Source organism: Ruegeria sp. CDSA089 (assembly GCF_059612205.1).
The window spans coordinates 22,481-39,048 of the sequence record NZ_JBXWQD010000003.1; the positions used below are offsets into that span (position 1 = coordinate 22,481).

General features: G+C 59.5%; 17 protein-coding genes and 1 tRNA gene. 5 read left to right on the forward strand and 13 right to left on the reverse strand.

Annotated elements, in window-relative coordinates:
* Positions 1-133: 133 nt before the first annotated feature.
* Positions 134-1,132: a LacI family DNA-binding transcriptional regulator gene (locus tag AC2FJ6_RS08930; RefSeq protein ID WP_496668864.1), complete on the forward strand. Its 999-nt coding sequence runs from the start codon at positions 134-136 to the stop codon at positions 1,130-1,132.
* On the opposite strand, the gene AC2FJ6_RS08935 is transcribed toward AC2FJ6_RS08930, so the two are convergent.
* Entirely contained in the window at positions 1,133-2,266 is a 1,134-nt protein-coding gene (locus AC2FJ6_RS08935; protein WP_170772348.1) for a Gfo/Idh/MocA family protein, read from the reverse strand. It abuts the gene before it with no gap.
* Between the two features lie 36 nt (positions 2,267-2,302).
* Positions 2,303-3,406, reverse strand: a complete 1,104-nt coding sequence (locus tag AC2FJ6_RS08940) for a Gfo/Idh/MocA family protein (protein ID WP_170772351.1) — start codon at positions 3,404-3,406, stop codon at positions 2,303-2,305.
* Between the two features lie 127 nt (positions 3,407-3,533).
* On the opposite strand from AC2FJ6_RS08940, the gene AC2FJ6_RS08945 reads away from it, so the two are divergent.
* From AC2FJ6_RS08945 to AC2FJ6_RS08955, 3 genes are read left to right on the forward strand one after another with little or no spacing between them, the layout of a single operon-like run.
* Complete coding sequence (locus tag AC2FJ6_RS08945) at positions 3,534-4,502, forward strand: PfkB family carbohydrate kinase (RefSeq protein ID WP_170773048.1); 969 nt, start codon at positions 3,534-3,536, stop codon at positions 4,500-4,502.
* 8 nt (positions 4,503-4,510) lie between these two features.
* Positions 4,511-5,347: a 5-deoxy-glucuronate isomerase gene (locus AC2FJ6_RS08950; RefSeq protein ID WP_170772353.1), complete on the forward strand. Its 837-nt coding sequence runs from the start codon at positions 4,511-4,513 to the stop codon at positions 5,345-5,347.
* Positions 5,344-6,183 carry a class II fructose-bisphosphate aldolase gene (locus AC2FJ6_RS08955; RefSeq protein WP_170772355.1) on the forward strand — a complete coding sequence of 280 codons (840 nt, stop codon included), beginning with the start codon at positions 5,344-5,346 and terminating at the stop codon, positions 6,181-6,183. Before AC2FJ6_RS08950 ends, AC2FJ6_RS08955 begins: the two co-directional genes overlap by 4 nt.
* 2 nt (positions 6,184-6,185) lie before the next feature.
* On the opposite strand, the gene iolB is transcribed toward AC2FJ6_RS08955, so the two are convergent.
* The 8 genes from iolB to iolG all read right to left on the reverse strand — a co-directional run bounded on the left by iolB (position 6,186) and on the right by iolG (position 15,181).
* Entirely contained in the window at positions 6,186-6,992 is an 807-nt protein-coding gene (iolB, locus tag AC2FJ6_RS08960; RefSeq protein WP_170772357.1) for a 5-deoxy-glucuronate isomerase, read from the reverse strand.
* A 48-nt stretch (positions 6,993-7,040) separates the two neighbouring features.
* On the reverse strand, positions 7,041-8,222 hold the full coding sequence (locus AC2FJ6_RS08965; protein WP_170772359.1) for a phytanoyl-CoA dioxygenase family protein: 1,182 nt from the start codon (positions 8,220-8,222) through the stop codon (positions 7,041-7,043).
* A 47-nt stretch (positions 8,223-8,269) separates the two neighbouring features.
* A complete protein-coding gene (iolE, locus tag AC2FJ6_RS08970) occupies positions 8,270-9,169 on the reverse strand; it encodes a myo-inosose-2 dehydratase (protein ID WP_170772362.1) in 900 nt (299 codons plus the stop codon).
* On the reverse strand, positions 9,166-10,998 hold the full coding sequence (gene iolD, locus AC2FJ6_RS08975) for a 3D-(3,5/4)-trihydroxycyclohexane-1,2-dione acylhydrolase (decyclizing) (RefSeq protein ID WP_170772364.1): 1,833 nt from the start codon (positions 10,996-10,998) through the stop codon (positions 9,166-9,168). Before iolD ends, iolE begins: the two co-directional genes overlap by 4 nt.
* A 79-nt stretch (positions 10,999-11,077) precedes the next feature.
* Positions 11,078-11,896 (reverse strand): ATP-binding cassette domain-containing protein, encoded by an 819-nt coding sequence (locus tag AC2FJ6_RS08980; RefSeq protein WP_170772366.1) that lies wholly within the window; start codon positions 11,894-11,896, stop codon positions 11,078-11,080.
* Between the two features lies 1 nt (position 11,897).
* Positions 11,898-13,022: an ABC transporter permease gene (locus AC2FJ6_RS08985; RefSeq protein WP_170772368.1), complete on the reverse strand. Its 1,125-nt coding sequence runs from the start codon at positions 13,020-13,022 to the stop codon at positions 11,898-11,900.
* An 82-nt stretch (positions 13,023-13,104) separates the two neighbouring features.
* Positions 13,105-14,019, reverse strand: a complete 915-nt coding sequence (locus tag AC2FJ6_RS08990; protein WP_237217418.1) for a sugar ABC transporter substrate-binding protein — start codon at positions 14,017-14,019, stop codon at positions 13,105-13,107.
* A gap of 163 nt (positions 14,020-14,182) precedes the next feature.
* Positions 14,183-15,181 (reverse strand): inositol 2-dehydrogenase, encoded by a 999-nt coding sequence (gene iolG, locus AC2FJ6_RS08995; protein ID WP_170772372.1) that lies wholly within the window; start codon positions 15,179-15,181, stop codon positions 14,183-14,185.
* Between the two features lie 173 nt (positions 15,182-15,354).
* Here iolG and AC2FJ6_RS09000 point away from each other — a divergent pair, with 173 nt between their 5' ends.
* Positions 15,355-15,546: a hypothetical protein gene (locus tag AC2FJ6_RS09000; protein WP_170772373.1), complete on the forward strand. Its 192-nt coding sequence runs from the start codon at positions 15,355-15,357 to the stop codon at positions 15,544-15,546.
* Between the two features lie 41 nt (positions 15,547-15,587).
* On the opposite strand, the gene AC2FJ6_RS09005 is transcribed toward AC2FJ6_RS09000, so the two are convergent.
* The 3 genes from AC2FJ6_RS09005 to AC2FJ6_RS09015 form a co-directional block, all read right to left on the reverse strand.
* Positions 15,588-15,664 (reverse strand) — tRNA-Arg (locus AC2FJ6_RS09005).
* Between the two features lie 21 nt (positions 15,665-15,685).
* Positions 15,686-16,162 carry a GNAT family N-acetyltransferase gene (locus tag AC2FJ6_RS09010; protein ID WP_170773050.1) on the reverse strand — a complete coding sequence of 159 codons (477 nt, stop codon included), beginning with the start codon at positions 16,160-16,162 and terminating at the stop codon, positions 15,686-15,688.
* Position 16,163: 1 nt separating this feature from the next.
* The gene (locus AC2FJ6_RS09015; RefSeq protein ID WP_170772375.1) at positions 16,164-16,475 is read right to left on the reverse strand and encodes an ETC complex I subunit; all 312 of its coding nucleotides are present in this window, start codon (positions 16,473-16,475) and stop codon (positions 16,164-16,166) included.
* Positions 16,476-16,568 lie beyond the last annotated feature (93 nt).

The window sequence follows — 16,568 nt, forward strand, 5'->3', positions numbered from 1 at the left end:
ACCCACCATCCCCTCAATCCATGCCTGCGGCGATGCGACCTTGTTGCAACCGATTGCAAAATGGGTGCAACGGGGCATAGTATTTGCCCATGAAAATGTCGAATACCACCTTGCTTGCTCACTGGCCCCGTTCATGAGTGTCACGCTTAAAGACGTTGCCGCACTTGCTGGGGTTTCGCGGTCCGCCGTGTCGCGCACCTTTACCGAAGGCGCGTCGGTTTCTGCCAAAACCCGCAGCAAAGTCGAAAAGGCTGCAGCCGAGCTGGGCTATAGCCCGAACGCGCTGGCCTCCAGCCTGACCACCGGGAGGACCAAACTGATCGGGCTGATCTCGAACAACTTCCACAACCCGATCTTCCTGGAGGTATTTGATCAATTTACCCGCGCCCTGCAAGAACGCGGCTTGCGCCCGTTGATCGTGAACCTGACGGATGAGACCGAGCCCGCAAACTCGGTCAGAATGCTGCGGCAATATTCGGTGGATGCCGTCATTGTGGCCTCATCTACCTTGCCGCCCAGCTTCGCAAAGGCGTTTCATGATGCGGGCGTTCCGGTGGTGCACACATTCGGACGGTCGGCCACCTCGCCCGAGGTTCATGTAGTCGGGATCGACAATGTCGAATGTGGGCGAATGGCGGCGCGGGAATTGCTGGCGCGGGGATATCGGCACATCGGCTATCTGGGCGGCCCCAAGGATGCGACATCGGCGATGGATCGCTATCACGGTTTCATGGAAGAGGTTGAAAAACACCCAAACCTGAAAGTCTCACATTCTTTCGCGACAGGATATTCGTTCGAGGCTGGCCGCGCCGAAATGCTGCGCCTGCTGGCCGGCACCCCGGCCCAAGGGTATTTCTGCGGCGACGACATCCTGTCGATCGGTGCGCTGTCGGCCCTGTCCGACCACAGCCTGCAACCCGGCAAAGATATTGGTATCATTGGTCTGAATGATATGGAGATGTCGCGCTGGGAAAGCGTCGATCTGACGACGATTCACCAGCCGATCAAGCAGATCATTACCGCGTCTGTCGATCTGGTCGAAGAGATGCTGAAAGACCCCGAGCGTTACCCCGAGGCCCGTATCTTTCCCTGCCGGGTGATTGAGCGGGGCACATTGCGCCCCCGCCCCTAATCAGCGAAACATTGGCGGGCGCGCGTCGGTCCAGGCACCATGATTCTTGGACGACGCGACCGCCGCGTGAACGGCGGCAATCGACCGCACGCCGTCGGCGGGGGTTGGCAGCCCGTCTCGGACCTCTCCCTGAATGGCATCGGCCAGATCGCAGTATATATTGGCCACCGCCAGCGGGAATCCTTCGGGGTGAGCAATCGCTACGCGCGACAGGCGCTGCGCGTCGTCATGCAACCCGCCTTCGCCTTTTTCGATGATCTGCGTGCGCCCTCCGACCGGGGTATAGACCAACTGATTGGGCTGCTCGGACGCCCAGCGCAGACCTCCGGTTTCACCAAAGACCTGAATATCGAACCCGTGCTGTCGCCCGATAGCCACAGATGACGTCCACAGCCGACCAACCGCGCCGCCCTCGGTGCGGAAGTTGATCATGGCGTCATCCTCCAGCTCACGGCTGACGATGGTCGAGGCCATGTCGGCAGACAGGGTTTTTACCTCATCGTCGCTGATGAAGCTTGCCATGTGCAGCGCGTGGATGCCGCAATCGGCGAACTGCCCGGATACGCCCGCCATCGCTGGATCATAGCGCCAGCGCACACGAGGGTTATCCGCGTCGGTCGCGTCACCGTGGTGGCCATGGCTGAAATTTGTCACTACCAGACGCACCTTGCCAATATCGCCCGCCCGCACCATCGCACGCGCCTGCCGCACCATCGGATAGGCGGAATAGCAATAGTTCACCGCGCAGATTTTGCCCGAGGCTTTGGCCACACGCACGATCTCCTCGCCCTCTTCCACGGTCATTGTCATCGGCTTCTCGCATAAAACGTGGAAACCGGCCTCGAGAAAGGCTTTGGCGATCTCGAAATGGGTCGCGTTCGGGGTGGCAATCGTCACCAGATCAATTCGGTCGGGGCGGTCTTTTTCACCAGCCAGCATCTCTTGCCAATCGCCATAGGCACGGTCCTGCGCCACGCCCAGACGCTGCGCATATTCTCGCCCGACTTCTGGGCGATGGTCCAACGCGCCTGCGGCGAATTCAAACATCCCGTCGGCCAGCGCACCCAACCGATGGGCGGGCCCGATCTGACTGCCCTCGCCGCCACCAATCATGCCCCATTTCAGCTTTGCCATGATCTTAGTCTCTCTGTTATCTTGTCGTTTGTTCGGTCAGAATTGACTGACGTCCTGCCATTTCCGCTGGTCCGAAGACGCAAGCACCGCCGCCAGAACACGGTTCACCTCATGCCCGTCGCGGAAGGTCGGCCAGATATTTTCACCCGTGTCGATGGCGTGCAGAAAATCCTTCGCCTCGATAATGATCTGGTCCTGATAGCCAGTTCCATGGCCCGGTCCCTGACAGAAGGGTTCATAATCCGGGTGCGCGGGTCCGGTCAGGATCTTGGTGAAACCCCGCGACGCCTCGGGGCCTTCCCGGCGATACAGCCACAGGGCATTCTGATCCTCTTGATCAAAGCGGATCGCGCCTTTGGTTCCCGTGATCTCATAAGCATAACCCATCTTTCGTCCCGTCGCGACGCGGCTGAAATAGAGGTTCCCCATGACGCCGTTTTCGAACCGGCACATCATCTGGGCATGGTCGTCATTCGTGACCTCTCCGCCCGGCCTGTGCCGGTGGACGGTTTCCACATCGGCCATCACCTGCGTGATCGGCCCGATCAGCGCCATCGCACCGTTAACCATATGCGGGGCCAGATCACCGATCGTGCCGTTTGCCATGCCCGTCGTGCGCCAGGTCGCCGGGGCCTGAGGGTCGGCGTAGAAATCCTCGGTATGTTCCCCCCGAAACCAGGTGACGTCGCCGATCTCTCCATCCGCGATCAACTGCCGTGCATATTGGCTGGCAGGTGTTCGGATATAGTTGAAGCCAACCATGTTGATCGCACCCGCTGCTTCGGCGGCCGCCACCATTGCGTGGCTGTCCTCCAAAGACGCACCCAAGGGTTTTTCGCACAGCACCGGCTTGCCCAGCGCAAAGGCCGCCTCGGCGATCTGGCGATGCGTGGACTGGGGCGAGGCGATCACGACCGCCTCGACCTTTGGGTCGTTGACCAGCACCTGCCAGTCATCCGTCGCACGCGCGAACCCATAGGCTGCGCGATAGCGTTCCGCACTGGCAGGGGTCGAGGCGCAGATCACCTCGAGACGCGGGCGTAAGGCTGTGTTGAACACGGCGCCAACAGCGGCCATCGCAACTGAATGGGCCTTGCCCATATAGCCGCCACCGACGATTCCAATTCCGATTTCAGGCATTTGCAACGGCTCCGAACAATATATTTGCAACCGGTTGCAAAATCAGTATCGTGAGAATCGACTTAACGCAAGGACCAACGATCCCTGCACGCCCCTTTTCGCCGGAGGACAAGACGTGAGCGCTTTGATGGATGGGATCAAAGGAAACCGATTTGCCGTTTTCGGACGCGCAGGCATGGATATGTTTGCCGACCCCATCGGCACCAAAAGCGAACATGCCGAAACCTTTCGCGCCGATCTGGGCGGCTCATCCGCCAATATCTGCGCCGGGTTGGTCAAGCTTGGAAGCCAGGCGTCGCTGATCACTTCGGTCTCGGATGACGCGGTGGGGCGGTTCTGCCTGAACCGGCTTGCGCACTATGGGGTGGATACCTCGTTCATTCGCGTGATTGGCGGTGAATATCGGATTTCGCTGGCGGTCTATGAAAGCTGTGTTGAGAATTTCCAGAACGTCATCTACCGCAACGGCGCGGTCGATTTCCAAGTTACCGAAGAGGATATGGACCGGGTGGACTATGGCCGATTTACCGCCGCGATTTCAGCCGGAACAGTCTTTGCCGCCGAACCCTCGCGCAGCGCGACGTTCCGCGCGTTCGACAATGCGCGCGCCGCCGGGCTGCCGATCATCTTTGACATTGACTACCGACCTTATAGTTGGCCCTCGCCCGAAGTGGCCGCTGACGTGCTGTCCCGCGCGGGCGAAGCCAGCGATCTGATCGTGGGCAATGACGAAGAGTTCGGATTCATGGCCGGCGGTATCGAGAAAGGCTTTGCTAAAGCTCAGGAATTGGCCCGCAAGCCGGGGCGCGTCGTCATCTATAAAATGGGTGAAAAGGGTGCGATCACGCTGGCGGATGGGCAGGAATACAAAACCGGCATCTATGCTGTTGACGCCATCAAACCCGTGGGCGCAGGCGACAGTTTCATGGCCGGTTTACTGGCATCGATCGCGGCGGGCCATTCGTTGCGCGATGCGGTGATGCGGGGCTCAGCCTGCGCATCGGTCGTGGTCTCGCAACCCGGCTGTGCGCCCGCCATGCCCACCACGGCTCAACTGGACGCCTTTCTTGCGTCCCACCCCGGTCCAACGACCTAGGAGGTCCCATGCATATCGCTCCATTCGATAACCAGAACAAACCCATCGTGGATGTCGACGATCCGACGGTGCCGCTGAACTATTTGAACATCGTCAAACTGAAAAAGGGCGAGGCGTTCGAATACCAGGTGCCCGGCTATGAGACCTGCATCGTGCCTGCTACCGGTAGTGTCGATATCGAGGTCGAGGGCGTGCAATTCCCCGCGCTGGGGAACCGGGGCGAGGATGTCTGGGACGGCGAACCCCAAGGGGCCTATATCCCCGTAGGTGCCAAGGCACAGATGGTCTGCGTGTCGGACAGTGCTGAGGTCTTCGTGGCCGGTGCCAAATATGACAAGGTGCTGGACCCGTTCGATGTGCGCGAACATGACCTTGTGCAATATGGCAGTGACGACACCAAAACCCATCGCAAGATCAAGCACATTCTGGGTCAAAAGCAGCACGACAAAGTGGGCCGTCTGTTGGTGAGCGAGCTGTTCACCGTCGGTCAGGGCGGCTGGTCCGGGTTCCCCAGCCACAAGCACGACACCAACCGCCTGCCCGATGAGACGCGGCATGATGAGACCTATAATTTCCGTTTCAAACCCAACTGGGGCTCGGGCCTGCAGATGTTGCAGCGCGAGGATAACGAACCGGGGGATGCTTATCACATCGTCGATGGCTCGACCGTTTGCATTGATACAGGGTATCACCCCTGCTGCGTCCTGCCGGGCTATGAGATGTATTATTTCACCATCCTTGGCGGTCTGACCCAGCGGTCTCTGGTGCAGTATTTCCAGCCCACCCATGCCTATCAGATCGAGACGATTCCGGGCATCAAAGACATGATCGCCAAGTTCAAATGACCCTCGTTACGCTTAAAGACGTCCTGCAACCGGCCTACACGCGGGGTTATGCCGTCGCCGGGCTTGTGACGCTGGGATGGGAGGACATGCGCGCCTATGTGGCCGCGGCCGAGGTGGAAAACGCCCCGGTTATTCTGCAGGCGGGCCCAAGCTGTCGTGAGCACACCCCCTTGCCCGTTCTGGGCAAGATGTTCCGGCATCTGGCGGAAAATGCCTCAGTCCCGGTCGTTGCGCATCTTGATCACGGTTATACCTATGAGGACTGCAAAATCGCACTGGATAGCGGCTTTACCTCGCTGATGTTTGACGGCTCGCGCAAGCCCTTGCAGCAGAATATCGACGAGACCGCTGCCATCGCCGAAATGGCCCATGCCGCAGGGATTTCCTGCGAGGGTGAGATTGGCTTTGTCGGCTATTCCGGGGGTGAGGGGTCAAACGGAACCGACCCTGCCGAGGCCGCGCAATTCGCCGTGCAAAGCGGTGTCGACGCGATGGCAATCTCGGTCGGCAATGTGCATCTGCAACAAGACAAAGAGGGCGGGCTGGATGAGGCCCGTATCGCCGAAATTGACGCGTTGACCGAGGTGCCGCTGGTGATCCATGGTGGTTCGGGCGTGCCGGTCGAGCAACGCGCGCGCCTGGCCCGCGAGACGTCGATCTGCAAGTTCAACATCGGAACCGAGCTGCGCATGGCCTTTGGCACCGCCATGCGAGAAGCAGTGAACCGCGACCCTGAGCGGTTCGACCGCGTGACCATCCTAAAAGAGACCCATGACCCGGTCGAGGCCGCCGCCCGCACCGTTATCCGCGCTTTTGGCGCGCCGCCTCAGCGCTAAGCTCAGGCGTCGCGTTCCATGATCCATTCGACCTCAGGGGCCGGGACAAATCGCCATTTGCGCAAGGGCCCGGCCATGACGTTCAGGTAATACATCTCGAACCCATAGGGCGCGCCACAGGGGTGGTGGCCGCGCGGGACACAGACCACGTCGCCATCTGAAACGGCCATGGTTTCATCCAATTGGCCGTCATCCGTGTAGACTCGCTGAATGCCAAACCCGTTGGCGGGGTTCAGGCGGTGATAATAGGTTTCTTCCAGATAGGTGATGCGGGGATAGTCATCCTCGTCATGGCGATGGCTTGGATAGGATGACCAGTTGCCGTTTGGCGTAAAAACCTCGGTCACAAGCAGGCTGTCGGCGTAGTCTTCCGCCTCCATCGCGATGTTGTTAATATGGCGCGTGTTGGTGCCCTTGCCCCGTTCAGTCAAAGTAATGCCGTCCGGCCCGATACGACGCGCTTGATGTCCGCCTTGACCGGGGGCGGAACACACGGCCAGAACGCAATCAGTTTCCGCAACCGCCTGCCAATCGGTCCCGTTGGGCAAATAAAGGCAATGCGGAGGGGTCTTTTCAAACACATCCATCCGGTCGCCCAGCACGCCCCAATCCTGCCCCGCCCCGGTGATCTGCGCCTTACCTTCGACCATGACCAGGATGACCTCGCGATCACCGGTCACCTCGGAAGCTGTGTCGCCCGCGCGCAGATGGTAGAGGCCAAACCCGACATAGCGCCATCCGGCATTGGCCGGGGTGATGTCATGCACCTTTCCGCGCGTGCCGAAGGGTTTTTTCAAAAGGTCCGCCATCTCGTGTTCTCCGTGTTGGACGGGCACGTTCGCCCACCCGATATTGCCTTATGCTGCCTGACGGGTTTCCAGCGCTGCAAGCGCTTGTGCCAGCTGTTCTTCTGTCCACCCTTCGGATACCGCGCCGCGCAGGATATCAGCTTGGCTGGCCGGGGCGTTCCCGCCAACCGGTGGGTCCGTATCCAGATTGGTTGGAAACGGATACCCCTCGGCAGTGGCCGCGATGGCCGCGTCCAGCTCTAGCCTCGACAGATCGCCACGCTGCTTCAGCGACACCAGCGCCGGGAACGCCCTCAGCGACATGGCACGTCGATCTATGGCCTCCATCGCGCGCCCAAAGGCTGAAGAGACCTGGAGCAGGTTTGCCATCCTGTTGATATCCGCGCTGCAGTTCTCGCCCGCCGCATGAAACAGCGCCGGGTTGAAGAAAACAGCGTCACCTTTGTCCAATGGCAACTGGATATAGTTGGCTTCGAAATGGTCGCGATGCGCCTCATCGTGAAACGCGAGATAGCCCGGTGCATAAAGCTGCGAAAACGGCAACAGCTTGGTCGGGCCACTTTCGACCGGCATATCGCAATGAGCCACCGCGCCCTGCAAGGTCAGAGTCGCTGTCACCAAATGCGCATGCCCCGGATACCGCGCGGCGCTTTCGGCGCTTTGAAACCCCAGATGGTAGTCCCGATGCGCTTGCTGTGCCTTGCCACCGGGGCGGACCTGATTGACTTGCGCAGTCATCTGATAATTCGGACCCAGCCAGGCCTCACACGCGGCCGCAATCGAGGTGTTGCCGAAGTAAAGCGCAAAACCTTCGGGATCCTTCATGCATTGCTTTTGCAGCGCATTCCACACCCGGTCATTGGCACCCGAGGCCGCAAAGTGATCGCCTTCGCCTGCCCCACCTTCGCGCTCTTCGTCGATGATCTGTTGAAACACCTCCGTCGCCCTGTCTATCACGGTGGTATCCGCATAAGCACCTTTCAGCGCGATCACCCCGGCCGAGCTGTTCAACACCTGCCCCCATTCCGCAAGCAGAACTTGACGCCGCGCGCCATCCTCTAGCGCAGGCCGCAGGGCACTCATGTCATAAACGGGTACGTTCTTTTTAATGCCCGCCGCATGCGGCACCGCTGACGCCTGTAGGGCCTGAGAGGTCAACACCTTGAATTCATCCAGATCACAGGATTCCCGGTCAAAATATCCGACATATCCAAGCTCTTGGCTTACCATGATTTTCTCCTTTCTCATGGCTTCGGTGTTGCCCATCGGGCGGTGAGTTATGCAGTGATCGTCAGCCCAGCCTCCCCACAGACGTCGACAATGTGCTCGTAACCCTTCTTCGAATATTCGTAAGGTGGCGCTTTAGCGGGGTCCTGTTCGGCCTCGACCACGATCCAGCCGCTGTAATCCATCGTCTTCAGCGCGTTTGCGACGGCTTGAAAGTCGATGCAGCCGTCGCCGGGCACGGTGAAGGACCCAGCAATGACGGCATCCAGAAAGCTGCGATTGTTCTCGCGCGTATCCTGCACGACCTGCGGGCGGATATCCTTGAAATGGACATGGTGCACCCGGTCGCCCCAGCGGTTCAGAGTGGCCATCACATCGCCGCCCCCAAACAACAAATGGCCGGTATCAAAGCACAGCTTCACCTCGGGGCCCGACCCCTCCATCAGCCAGTTCACGTCATCTTCGCTTTCGATGATCGTGCCCATGTGATGGTGATAGGCCATGGGCATCCCCTGATCCGCCATCCACTTGGCCAATTCGGTGATCTTGGCGGCGTAGGCCAGAACTTCATCCTTCGACAATTTCGGGCGGCCGTTCACCGGCGTTCCGATCTGACCCTGAACGGTGTTCGAGCATTCGGCGTATACGATACAGGGGCTGTTCAGCGCCACGAATTGTTCGACCTGTTCGCGTACGGCCTCACGTTCGGTGCCAAAGTCATTCACCAGCGACGCGCCCGAGCACCAGCCACCGCAAAGCGCAATGTCATTCGCCTCAAGATAGGCGCGCAGACCTTCGGTATCGCCGGGCATCCGCTGGCCGCGTTCGACGCCGGTATAGCCAATCTCACGCGACTCCTTCAGCGCCTGCTCCATGGTATAGGCAGCCGTCAGATCCGGCAGATCATCATTCTGCCACGCGATCGGAGAGATTCCGATTTTCACGCTCATTTGGTGTTTCTTTCCTTGATCGCCAACTCGTAAGCCGCGCGTTTTTCGTTCACTTCAGGGCGGATGCTGACCTCGGGCACCGCCACTTCCCACCAGGTGCCACCATATTCGGTCGAGGGGTAGGGATCGGTGTCGATGACAACCACATAAGGCCCCTTGATATCGGCGCGTTTGGCAAGCGCGTCCTCGAGCTCGGCAATCGAGCCGACCTTGACCGAGGTCGCACCCATCGCCGCCGCATGGGCGGCAAAGTCGATATTGGACGGGTTCTCATGCACAGCATGGTCCAGCAGGTTGTTAAATTCGGCCCCACCGGTGCCCATCTGCAGGCGGTTGATGCAGCCAAAGCCCCGGTTGTCGGTGATCACCACGGTGAAGGACACGCCCATCATCGCGGCCGAGGCCATCTCGGAATTGGCCATCATATAGGTGCCGTCGCCGGTAAAGCAGATCACGTCGCGCTCGGGCTCGGCCATCTTGATGCCCATGGCGCCCGCGATCTCATACCCCATGCAGCTAAAGCCGTATTCCATGTGGTAGGCACCGGGACGCGGGGCTTTCCAAAGCTTGTGCAACTCGCCCGGCATGGTGCCAGCCGCGCACATCACCACCGTATCGTTATGCGAGGCGCGCTGGACCGCGCCCACAACCTGCATATCCGTCGGCAGCGCGTTCCCGTCGCCAGGCGCGTCCGTGAGCTTATCGACCTTGCCGTACCAATCGGCCTTGAGCCTGTCCGAGACCGGATCGGCGCGATAGCCTTGCAGGGCAGTGCCCAACTCCTCCAACCCCACGCGGGCGTCAGATTGCAACGGGATCGCGCCGTGTTTTTCAGCGTCATAGGCGTTGGTGTTCAGGCACACCATCTCGCGATCCGGGTTCGAGAACAGGCCCCATGATCCGGTGGTGAAATCCTGCAACCGCGTCCCTACTGCCAAAACCAGATCAGCTTCAGCGCAGACCTCATTGGCCGGTTCGCCCCCGGTCACGCCAACGGGGCCCAGGTTCAACGGATGGTCCCAGGCCAACGCGGACTTGCCCGCCTGCGTTTCGGTGACGGGAATGTTGTGCATTTCAGCAAAGCTTTGCAACGCTTCTGTGGCATCCGAATAGTGCACGCCGCCCCCGGCAATGATCACCGGCCGTTTGGCCGCCTTGAGCGCCGCCGCCGCGCGGGCCAGCTCACCTTCATCCGGGCGGATGCGGCGCTGATACCAGACGCGGGGCTCAAAGAAGCTTTCGGGATAGTCATAAGCTTCGGCCTGCACGTCCTGACAGAAGGACAACGTGACCGGCCCGCAATCGGCGGGGTCCGTCATGGTGCGGAACGCCCGCGGCAGAGCGGTCAGCAGGTGTTCAGGCCGAGTGATCCGGTCGAAGTAACGGCTGACCGGGCGGAAGCAGTCATTGGCACTGACCGTACCGTCGCTGAAATTCTCGGGCTGTTGCAGAACCGGATCGGGCCCGCGCGTCGCAAACACATCACCCGGCAACAGCAAGACCGGCAGCCGGTTCACATAGGCCAGCGCCGCCGCCGTCACCATATTCGTGGCTCCCGGCCCGATCGAGGACGTCACCGCCATCGTCTGCCTCCGCCGCTTTTGCTTGGCATAGGCAATCGCGCAATGGGCCATGGTCTGCTCGTTATGGCCACGATAGGTGGGCAGGCTGTCTTTGACAGCGTGCAGCGCCTCGCCCAACCCGGCGACATTGCCGTGGCCGAAGATGGCCCAGACACCGGCGACAAAGGGTTCGCCGGCCTCGTTCATCTGCGCGCCAAGATAGCGGACCAGAGCCTGCGCCGCGGTCAGTCGGATTGTCTTGCTCATTCGTGTTTCCTTTCAACACAAGGCCCTTATGGGCGATCCGTTGAACTTCAGTTTTGCCAATATGCGTGACGGGGCCGTGTCAGACGGTCCCGCCCAGCGACCCTTCCAGTTCAGCCAGTTCCTGTCCACCGGCCATGAGGTCCTGCAACTCTTCGGGCGAGATTTCACCGCGTTCAGCAGTACCGAGCGTCTGTCCCCTGTTTAGCACGGTGAACCTGTCGCCAACCGCTAAGGCGTGGCGCACGTTGTGGCTGATAAAGACCACGCCGACCCCTTGACTACGCACCTTGTCGATTGTGGCCAGAACGTTCGAGGTCTGACGCACCCCAAGGGCTGAGGTCGGTTCGTCCAAAATCAGAATCTTCGCGCCGAAATGCACCGCACGGGCGATGGCAACCGTCTGGCGTTCCCCCCCTGACAAGGTGCCGACCGCCTGATCAGGCCCACGCAGGTTAATGCCCATCTTACGCATCTCCTCCATAGTGATCTCATCGGCCAGTTTTTTGTCGAAGAAGTTGATGCCTGCGACTTTCTTCGTCGGTTCATTGCCCATGAAGAAGTTTCGGCTGACGCTCATCAAAGGGATCATGGCCAGATGCTGGTGCACCGTCGCAATCCCCGCCGCAATCGCATCGCGCGGGTCTTCGAAATGCATCGGCCTGTCTTCGAAAAAGATCTCACCCGCCGTTGGTTTATGCACCCCTGACATGGTCTTGATGAAGGTCGATTTGCCTGCACCGTTGTCGCCCAGCAGGCAATGACACTCGCCCGGTTTAAGATCAAAGCTGACCCCGGCCAGAGCGATCACCGAGCCAAAGTGTTTCTGGATATCGACCATCCGAATGATTGGAGCCTGCGCCTGCGCATCGCCGTGATGGAACTTGGTATCTTCGGTCATCTCAGCGTTCTCCTGTGATGATGCGGCGGATATAGGTGTTCAGGATCACCGCGCCCAGCAAGATCACACCCAAGAACACCCGGAAGAGTGAGCTTTCGACTCCCGCAAAGAACAGCCCCTGCTGCACCACGCCAAAGATCAGCGCGCCCAGTGCCGCACCCAAAACCGAACCATAACCGCCAGTCAGCAGCGCACCGCCGATGACCACAGCGATGATCGCCTCAAACTCTTTCAGCAGCCCGCGATCCGCCCCGGCTGATCCGAACTCCATCACCTGACAGGTGGCGAAAACGGTGGCGCAGAAGGCGGTGAACATGAACATCAGAATCTTGACTCGGTTCACGGGTACACCAGAATTCCGCGCCGCCTCGGCATCGCCGCCCGCAGCAAAAATCCAATTGCCGAACTTGGTCTTGGTCAGAAGGATGTGACCAAAGAGGATGATGGCAAGCGCCCAAATGATCAGCATCGGAATGCCGTCGACCACAGGCTGACCGGCACGCGTACCGCGCTCGAAGGTCTCGATAATGCCCGCATCACCCAACCAGACGAACAGACCCTGCCCGACCTTGCCACCAAAGACTGCAGCCAGCCAATCGCCCTCGGCCACGTCGCGAATGCCACCTATGATGGTTTTACGCTCAATGGTTTGGGGCAAGTAGATGGTGAAGCCACGCAGAATGAACAGAAAGGCTAGCGTTACGATAAAGCTGGGCAATCCCGTGCGCACAACGATGTAGCCGTTAACCGCACCGATAAAGATACACAGCGCGAAGGTCACAATGATCGCCATCCAGACCGGCCAACTGAGCGTGACCGAGAAGATTGCGATCATCATCCCCGCGAACCCGATCATCGAGCCTACGGACAGGTCAAACTCACCTGCGATCATGAGTAGGCAGGCGCCCACGGCGATGATCATGAATTGGGCCGAGACAATCGACCAGTTCATTACGCCCTGCGCGTTGAACATGCCGCTGTCAAAGGCAAATAGCAGGAAGAATGTGAAGACGGCAACGGTGCCGACCATTCCGCCCAACTCCGGACGGATCAGGGCCTGACGCAACGGCGAGATCTCTTTGACCCGTTCGTCGCCGCCCGCTGCGGATTGCGCTGATTCAGCCATAGGTGCCTCCCCTCGCGCGCTTTAGAATGTTTAGAATAGGTGGGGTGCGGACGCAGCGTGAGCGTCCGCACCGATCAGAAGATCAGCGGTATTCGCCCGCAAACTCTTCGATTTTTTCAAGCCCGTCTGCGGTCACGAAACCGGGGCCCGAGTTGATGTTGTTGCCCGGCAGAACGCCATAGCGGTGGTAGTTGGCCATCACGACAACCGGCAGATAGGCCTGAAGGAAAGGCTGCTGGTCGATACCCCACTGGATCACACCGCTTTTGATGCCTTTGACGATCTCACCACCCAGATCGAAGGTGCCGAAATAGATGTCACCGGCCATGCCGTTCTCTTCCAGCGCCAGAATGGTCGGATCAGCCGAGGTCGGCCCCAGCGTCAGCACGGCATCCGTATCGGGATTAGCCGAAAGATAAGCCAGAACGCGGTTCTTGATCTCGGCCGGGTCCTGACCAGCGTCGATCATCTGCTCACCCAGTTCGATCCCCAGACCGTCGGCAAAACCCTGACACCGCTCCTGGCTGGAGGGCTGTACGATATAATGGTTCACACATAGGAACGAGCCGATACCGTCGCCCTTGGCGCGCAGACCGGCGGCGTAGCCTGCGTCATATTCCGGCTGGCCGACATACATCAACGCACCCACTTCGCGCGCCTTTTCCGGCGTGCCGGTGTTCATGATGATAACGTCGATGCCCGAATCCACGGCAGCTTTGATCGGGCCTTCCAGAATGTCGGGGTCCGCCAGCGTCGTGATAATCCCGTTCGGACCCGAAGCAGCGGCCTGATCAATGATCCGCGCCATGTCGGCCAAGTCACCGGTAGGCGGATTGCGATATTCAACCTCGACACCCATCTGCTCGCCCGCCAGAGCGATACCGTTCTTGATGGTGTTCCACCAGCTGTCACTGTCCGGAGCGTGGCTGACCAGAATGTACTTCTCGCCCTCGGCCGCAGCGCCAGTGACGCCCGCGAACGCAACGGCGCTGGCCATCAGCACGCCTTTTACAAACTTCTTCATTTCCATTCCTCCCAATAGAACAGTCAATCAGTGTGCCGGGTTTGCCCGGCCATTCGGTTAAACCGAATCTCCTCTGCCCCGGTTCGGCACCGGGCTTTCCTCAGTTTGAGGATATCCGGCAATTTTGCAACCGGTTTCAAAACACATCCTCCAAAGCGACCGGTTGCCCGGTTTTTGCCGAGCGGGTCGCAGCCTCGGCCATTGCCAAGGCGGTCACGCCATCCTCCAACGTGACGGGCATCGCCATGCCGGTTTGCACCGCGCCGACAAACGCATCCCATTCGGCCCGGTAGGCTGGCATGTAGCGCTCCAGGAAAAAATACGTTGGCTTTGCTCCAACCACGCCATCGACCGTGGATTTGACGACCGTGTTTTCCAGAACGTTATGGGCCTGAAGCAACCCAGCGGCCCCAAGCAATTCAACCCGCTGATCATAACCATAGGCTGCACGCCGCGAATTCTTGATCACCGCGATGGCACCATTGGCGTAAGTCATTGTGGTTACAGCGGTATCCACGTCTCCAACAGCCCCGATTTCGGGATCCACAACCGAGGATCCAACCGCAGAAATCGTGATCGGCGCCTGCCCCATCAGGTAATTCGCCATATCGAAATCATGGATCATCATGTCCCGAAACAACCCGCCAGAGGTTTTGACATAGCTGACGGGCGGCGGAGCTGGATCGAAAGAGGTGATCGATAATAACTCGGCCTTGCCGATATCTCCGCTGGTGTAAGCCTGCTTCAAAGACGCGAAACTGGGATCGAAGCGGCGATTGAACCCGACCATCACGGGCTGACCCGTTGCGGCCGCGACCTGTTGGCAGGAAATTGCCCGTTTCAGGTCCAGATCAACCGGTTTCTCGCACAAAACCGCCTTTCCGGCACGGGTCGCCGCTTCGATCAGGTCCGAATGGGTGTCCGTCGGTGACGCGATCAGCACCGCATCAATCGCCGGGTCATTGATCACCGCCTCGGAGGTGCATGCCTGAGCCCCATATGCGCTTGCCAGAGTTTCGGCGGCCTCGGCCACAGCGTCAGACACGGCGCTCAACTTGGATTGCGCATGCCCGGCTATAGCCTCAGCATGAACACGGCCAATCCGTCCCGCGCCAATCAATCCGACGTTCAGCATGAGGGTTCCTCGAATCTTTATTCCACGCCACAGTGTTGGTTTTTGCAACCGGTTGCAAGAATTTTTTTGCTGTTGCGTATTCCAGTGTCAGCACCCGGTTCGACCGACAGAGGATTTTTCTTGGGTTTCATGATAAGATGCAGCCCTGTTTGCGAGTTCCGGGGGGTGTTGCAATGGTTGAATATGGAATTGCCACGGGTACGGTTGGCGGTTCTGTCGGCGGTGGCGGTGGCTACCGCGGCGGAGGTGGTGGCGGAGGGTCGAATATCTCGTACTGGGTCGGATATTTCGAACAGAACCCCGAGATCATGATCGCCGCACTTGTCGGCATCTTTCTGGTCGCGCGGTATGTTCTGGCGCGGTGATCGCGCGATGCTCGGGCCCGTCGGGCCAAACCGGTGAGAAATGGCGATCCCTGAAGGACTCGAACCCTCAACCTGCTGATTAGAAGTCAGCTGCTCTATCCAGTTGAGCTAAGGGACCGCTGCGCCCTTCTTGCGGTTTTTAAGCGCGGGGTTCAAGGGCCAAGCGCATGAAGGCACTGTTTGGGTCTTCGGAGTAACCAAAGATTGGGCCGCAATAGGAATAGCCCAGCGCCTCGTACAGCTTACGCGCCGCGTCATAGTCGGGCAAATGGGCTGCCCCGGTTTCCAGAACCAGTGCCTGCATCCCTTCAGACCGCGCGACATCCGACAGATGGGCCATCATGGCGCGCGCCAGACCCCGGCCGCGCGCCGCTACGACGACATGCACGGATTTAACTTCGGCCGTGCCATCCGGCAATGCCTTGAGCGCACCACAGCCGATGGCCTGTTCGGCGTCAAACATCGCCCAGAACCGGATACCAGGCCCCGCAAGGCCGCTGGCATCCATCGTATGATTGCTTTCCGCCGGTCCAGCGGTTTCACTATGGGCAAAATGCGCCTCAATCACCGGGCGCAGCGCGTCCGATGTTGGGTCAGCTTCGCGGATGTCGATCAATTCAGTGCGTCCAGGGTGCGCGCCGGTTGGTGGCGAAATTCTCACCATATCCACCTGCTCGAACGTTGGGTTTGCGCTTGTGCGGCTCGGTCACCTGCGCATCAATTCCGTGGTCCTTGGCGTAATCCAACGCCTCTTCCTTGGTGTCGAATTTCAGGCGCACCTGAGTTTGCGTGTCGCTGGAGGACGTCCAGCCCATCAACGGATCAACCTCACGCGACGAAGCAGGGGCATACTCCAGAACCCACTTGCGGGTTTTGGCCATCCCCGAGGTCATCGCATTTCGCGAAGGCTGGTAAATCCGTGCGCGCATGTCGCCTCTCCGTACTCACTTGGCTGGGCATGTTTATGCGTCAGAGCTGCTGCGTGGACAAGTCCGTAAATGTCGCAACTTGGTGTGATTGAA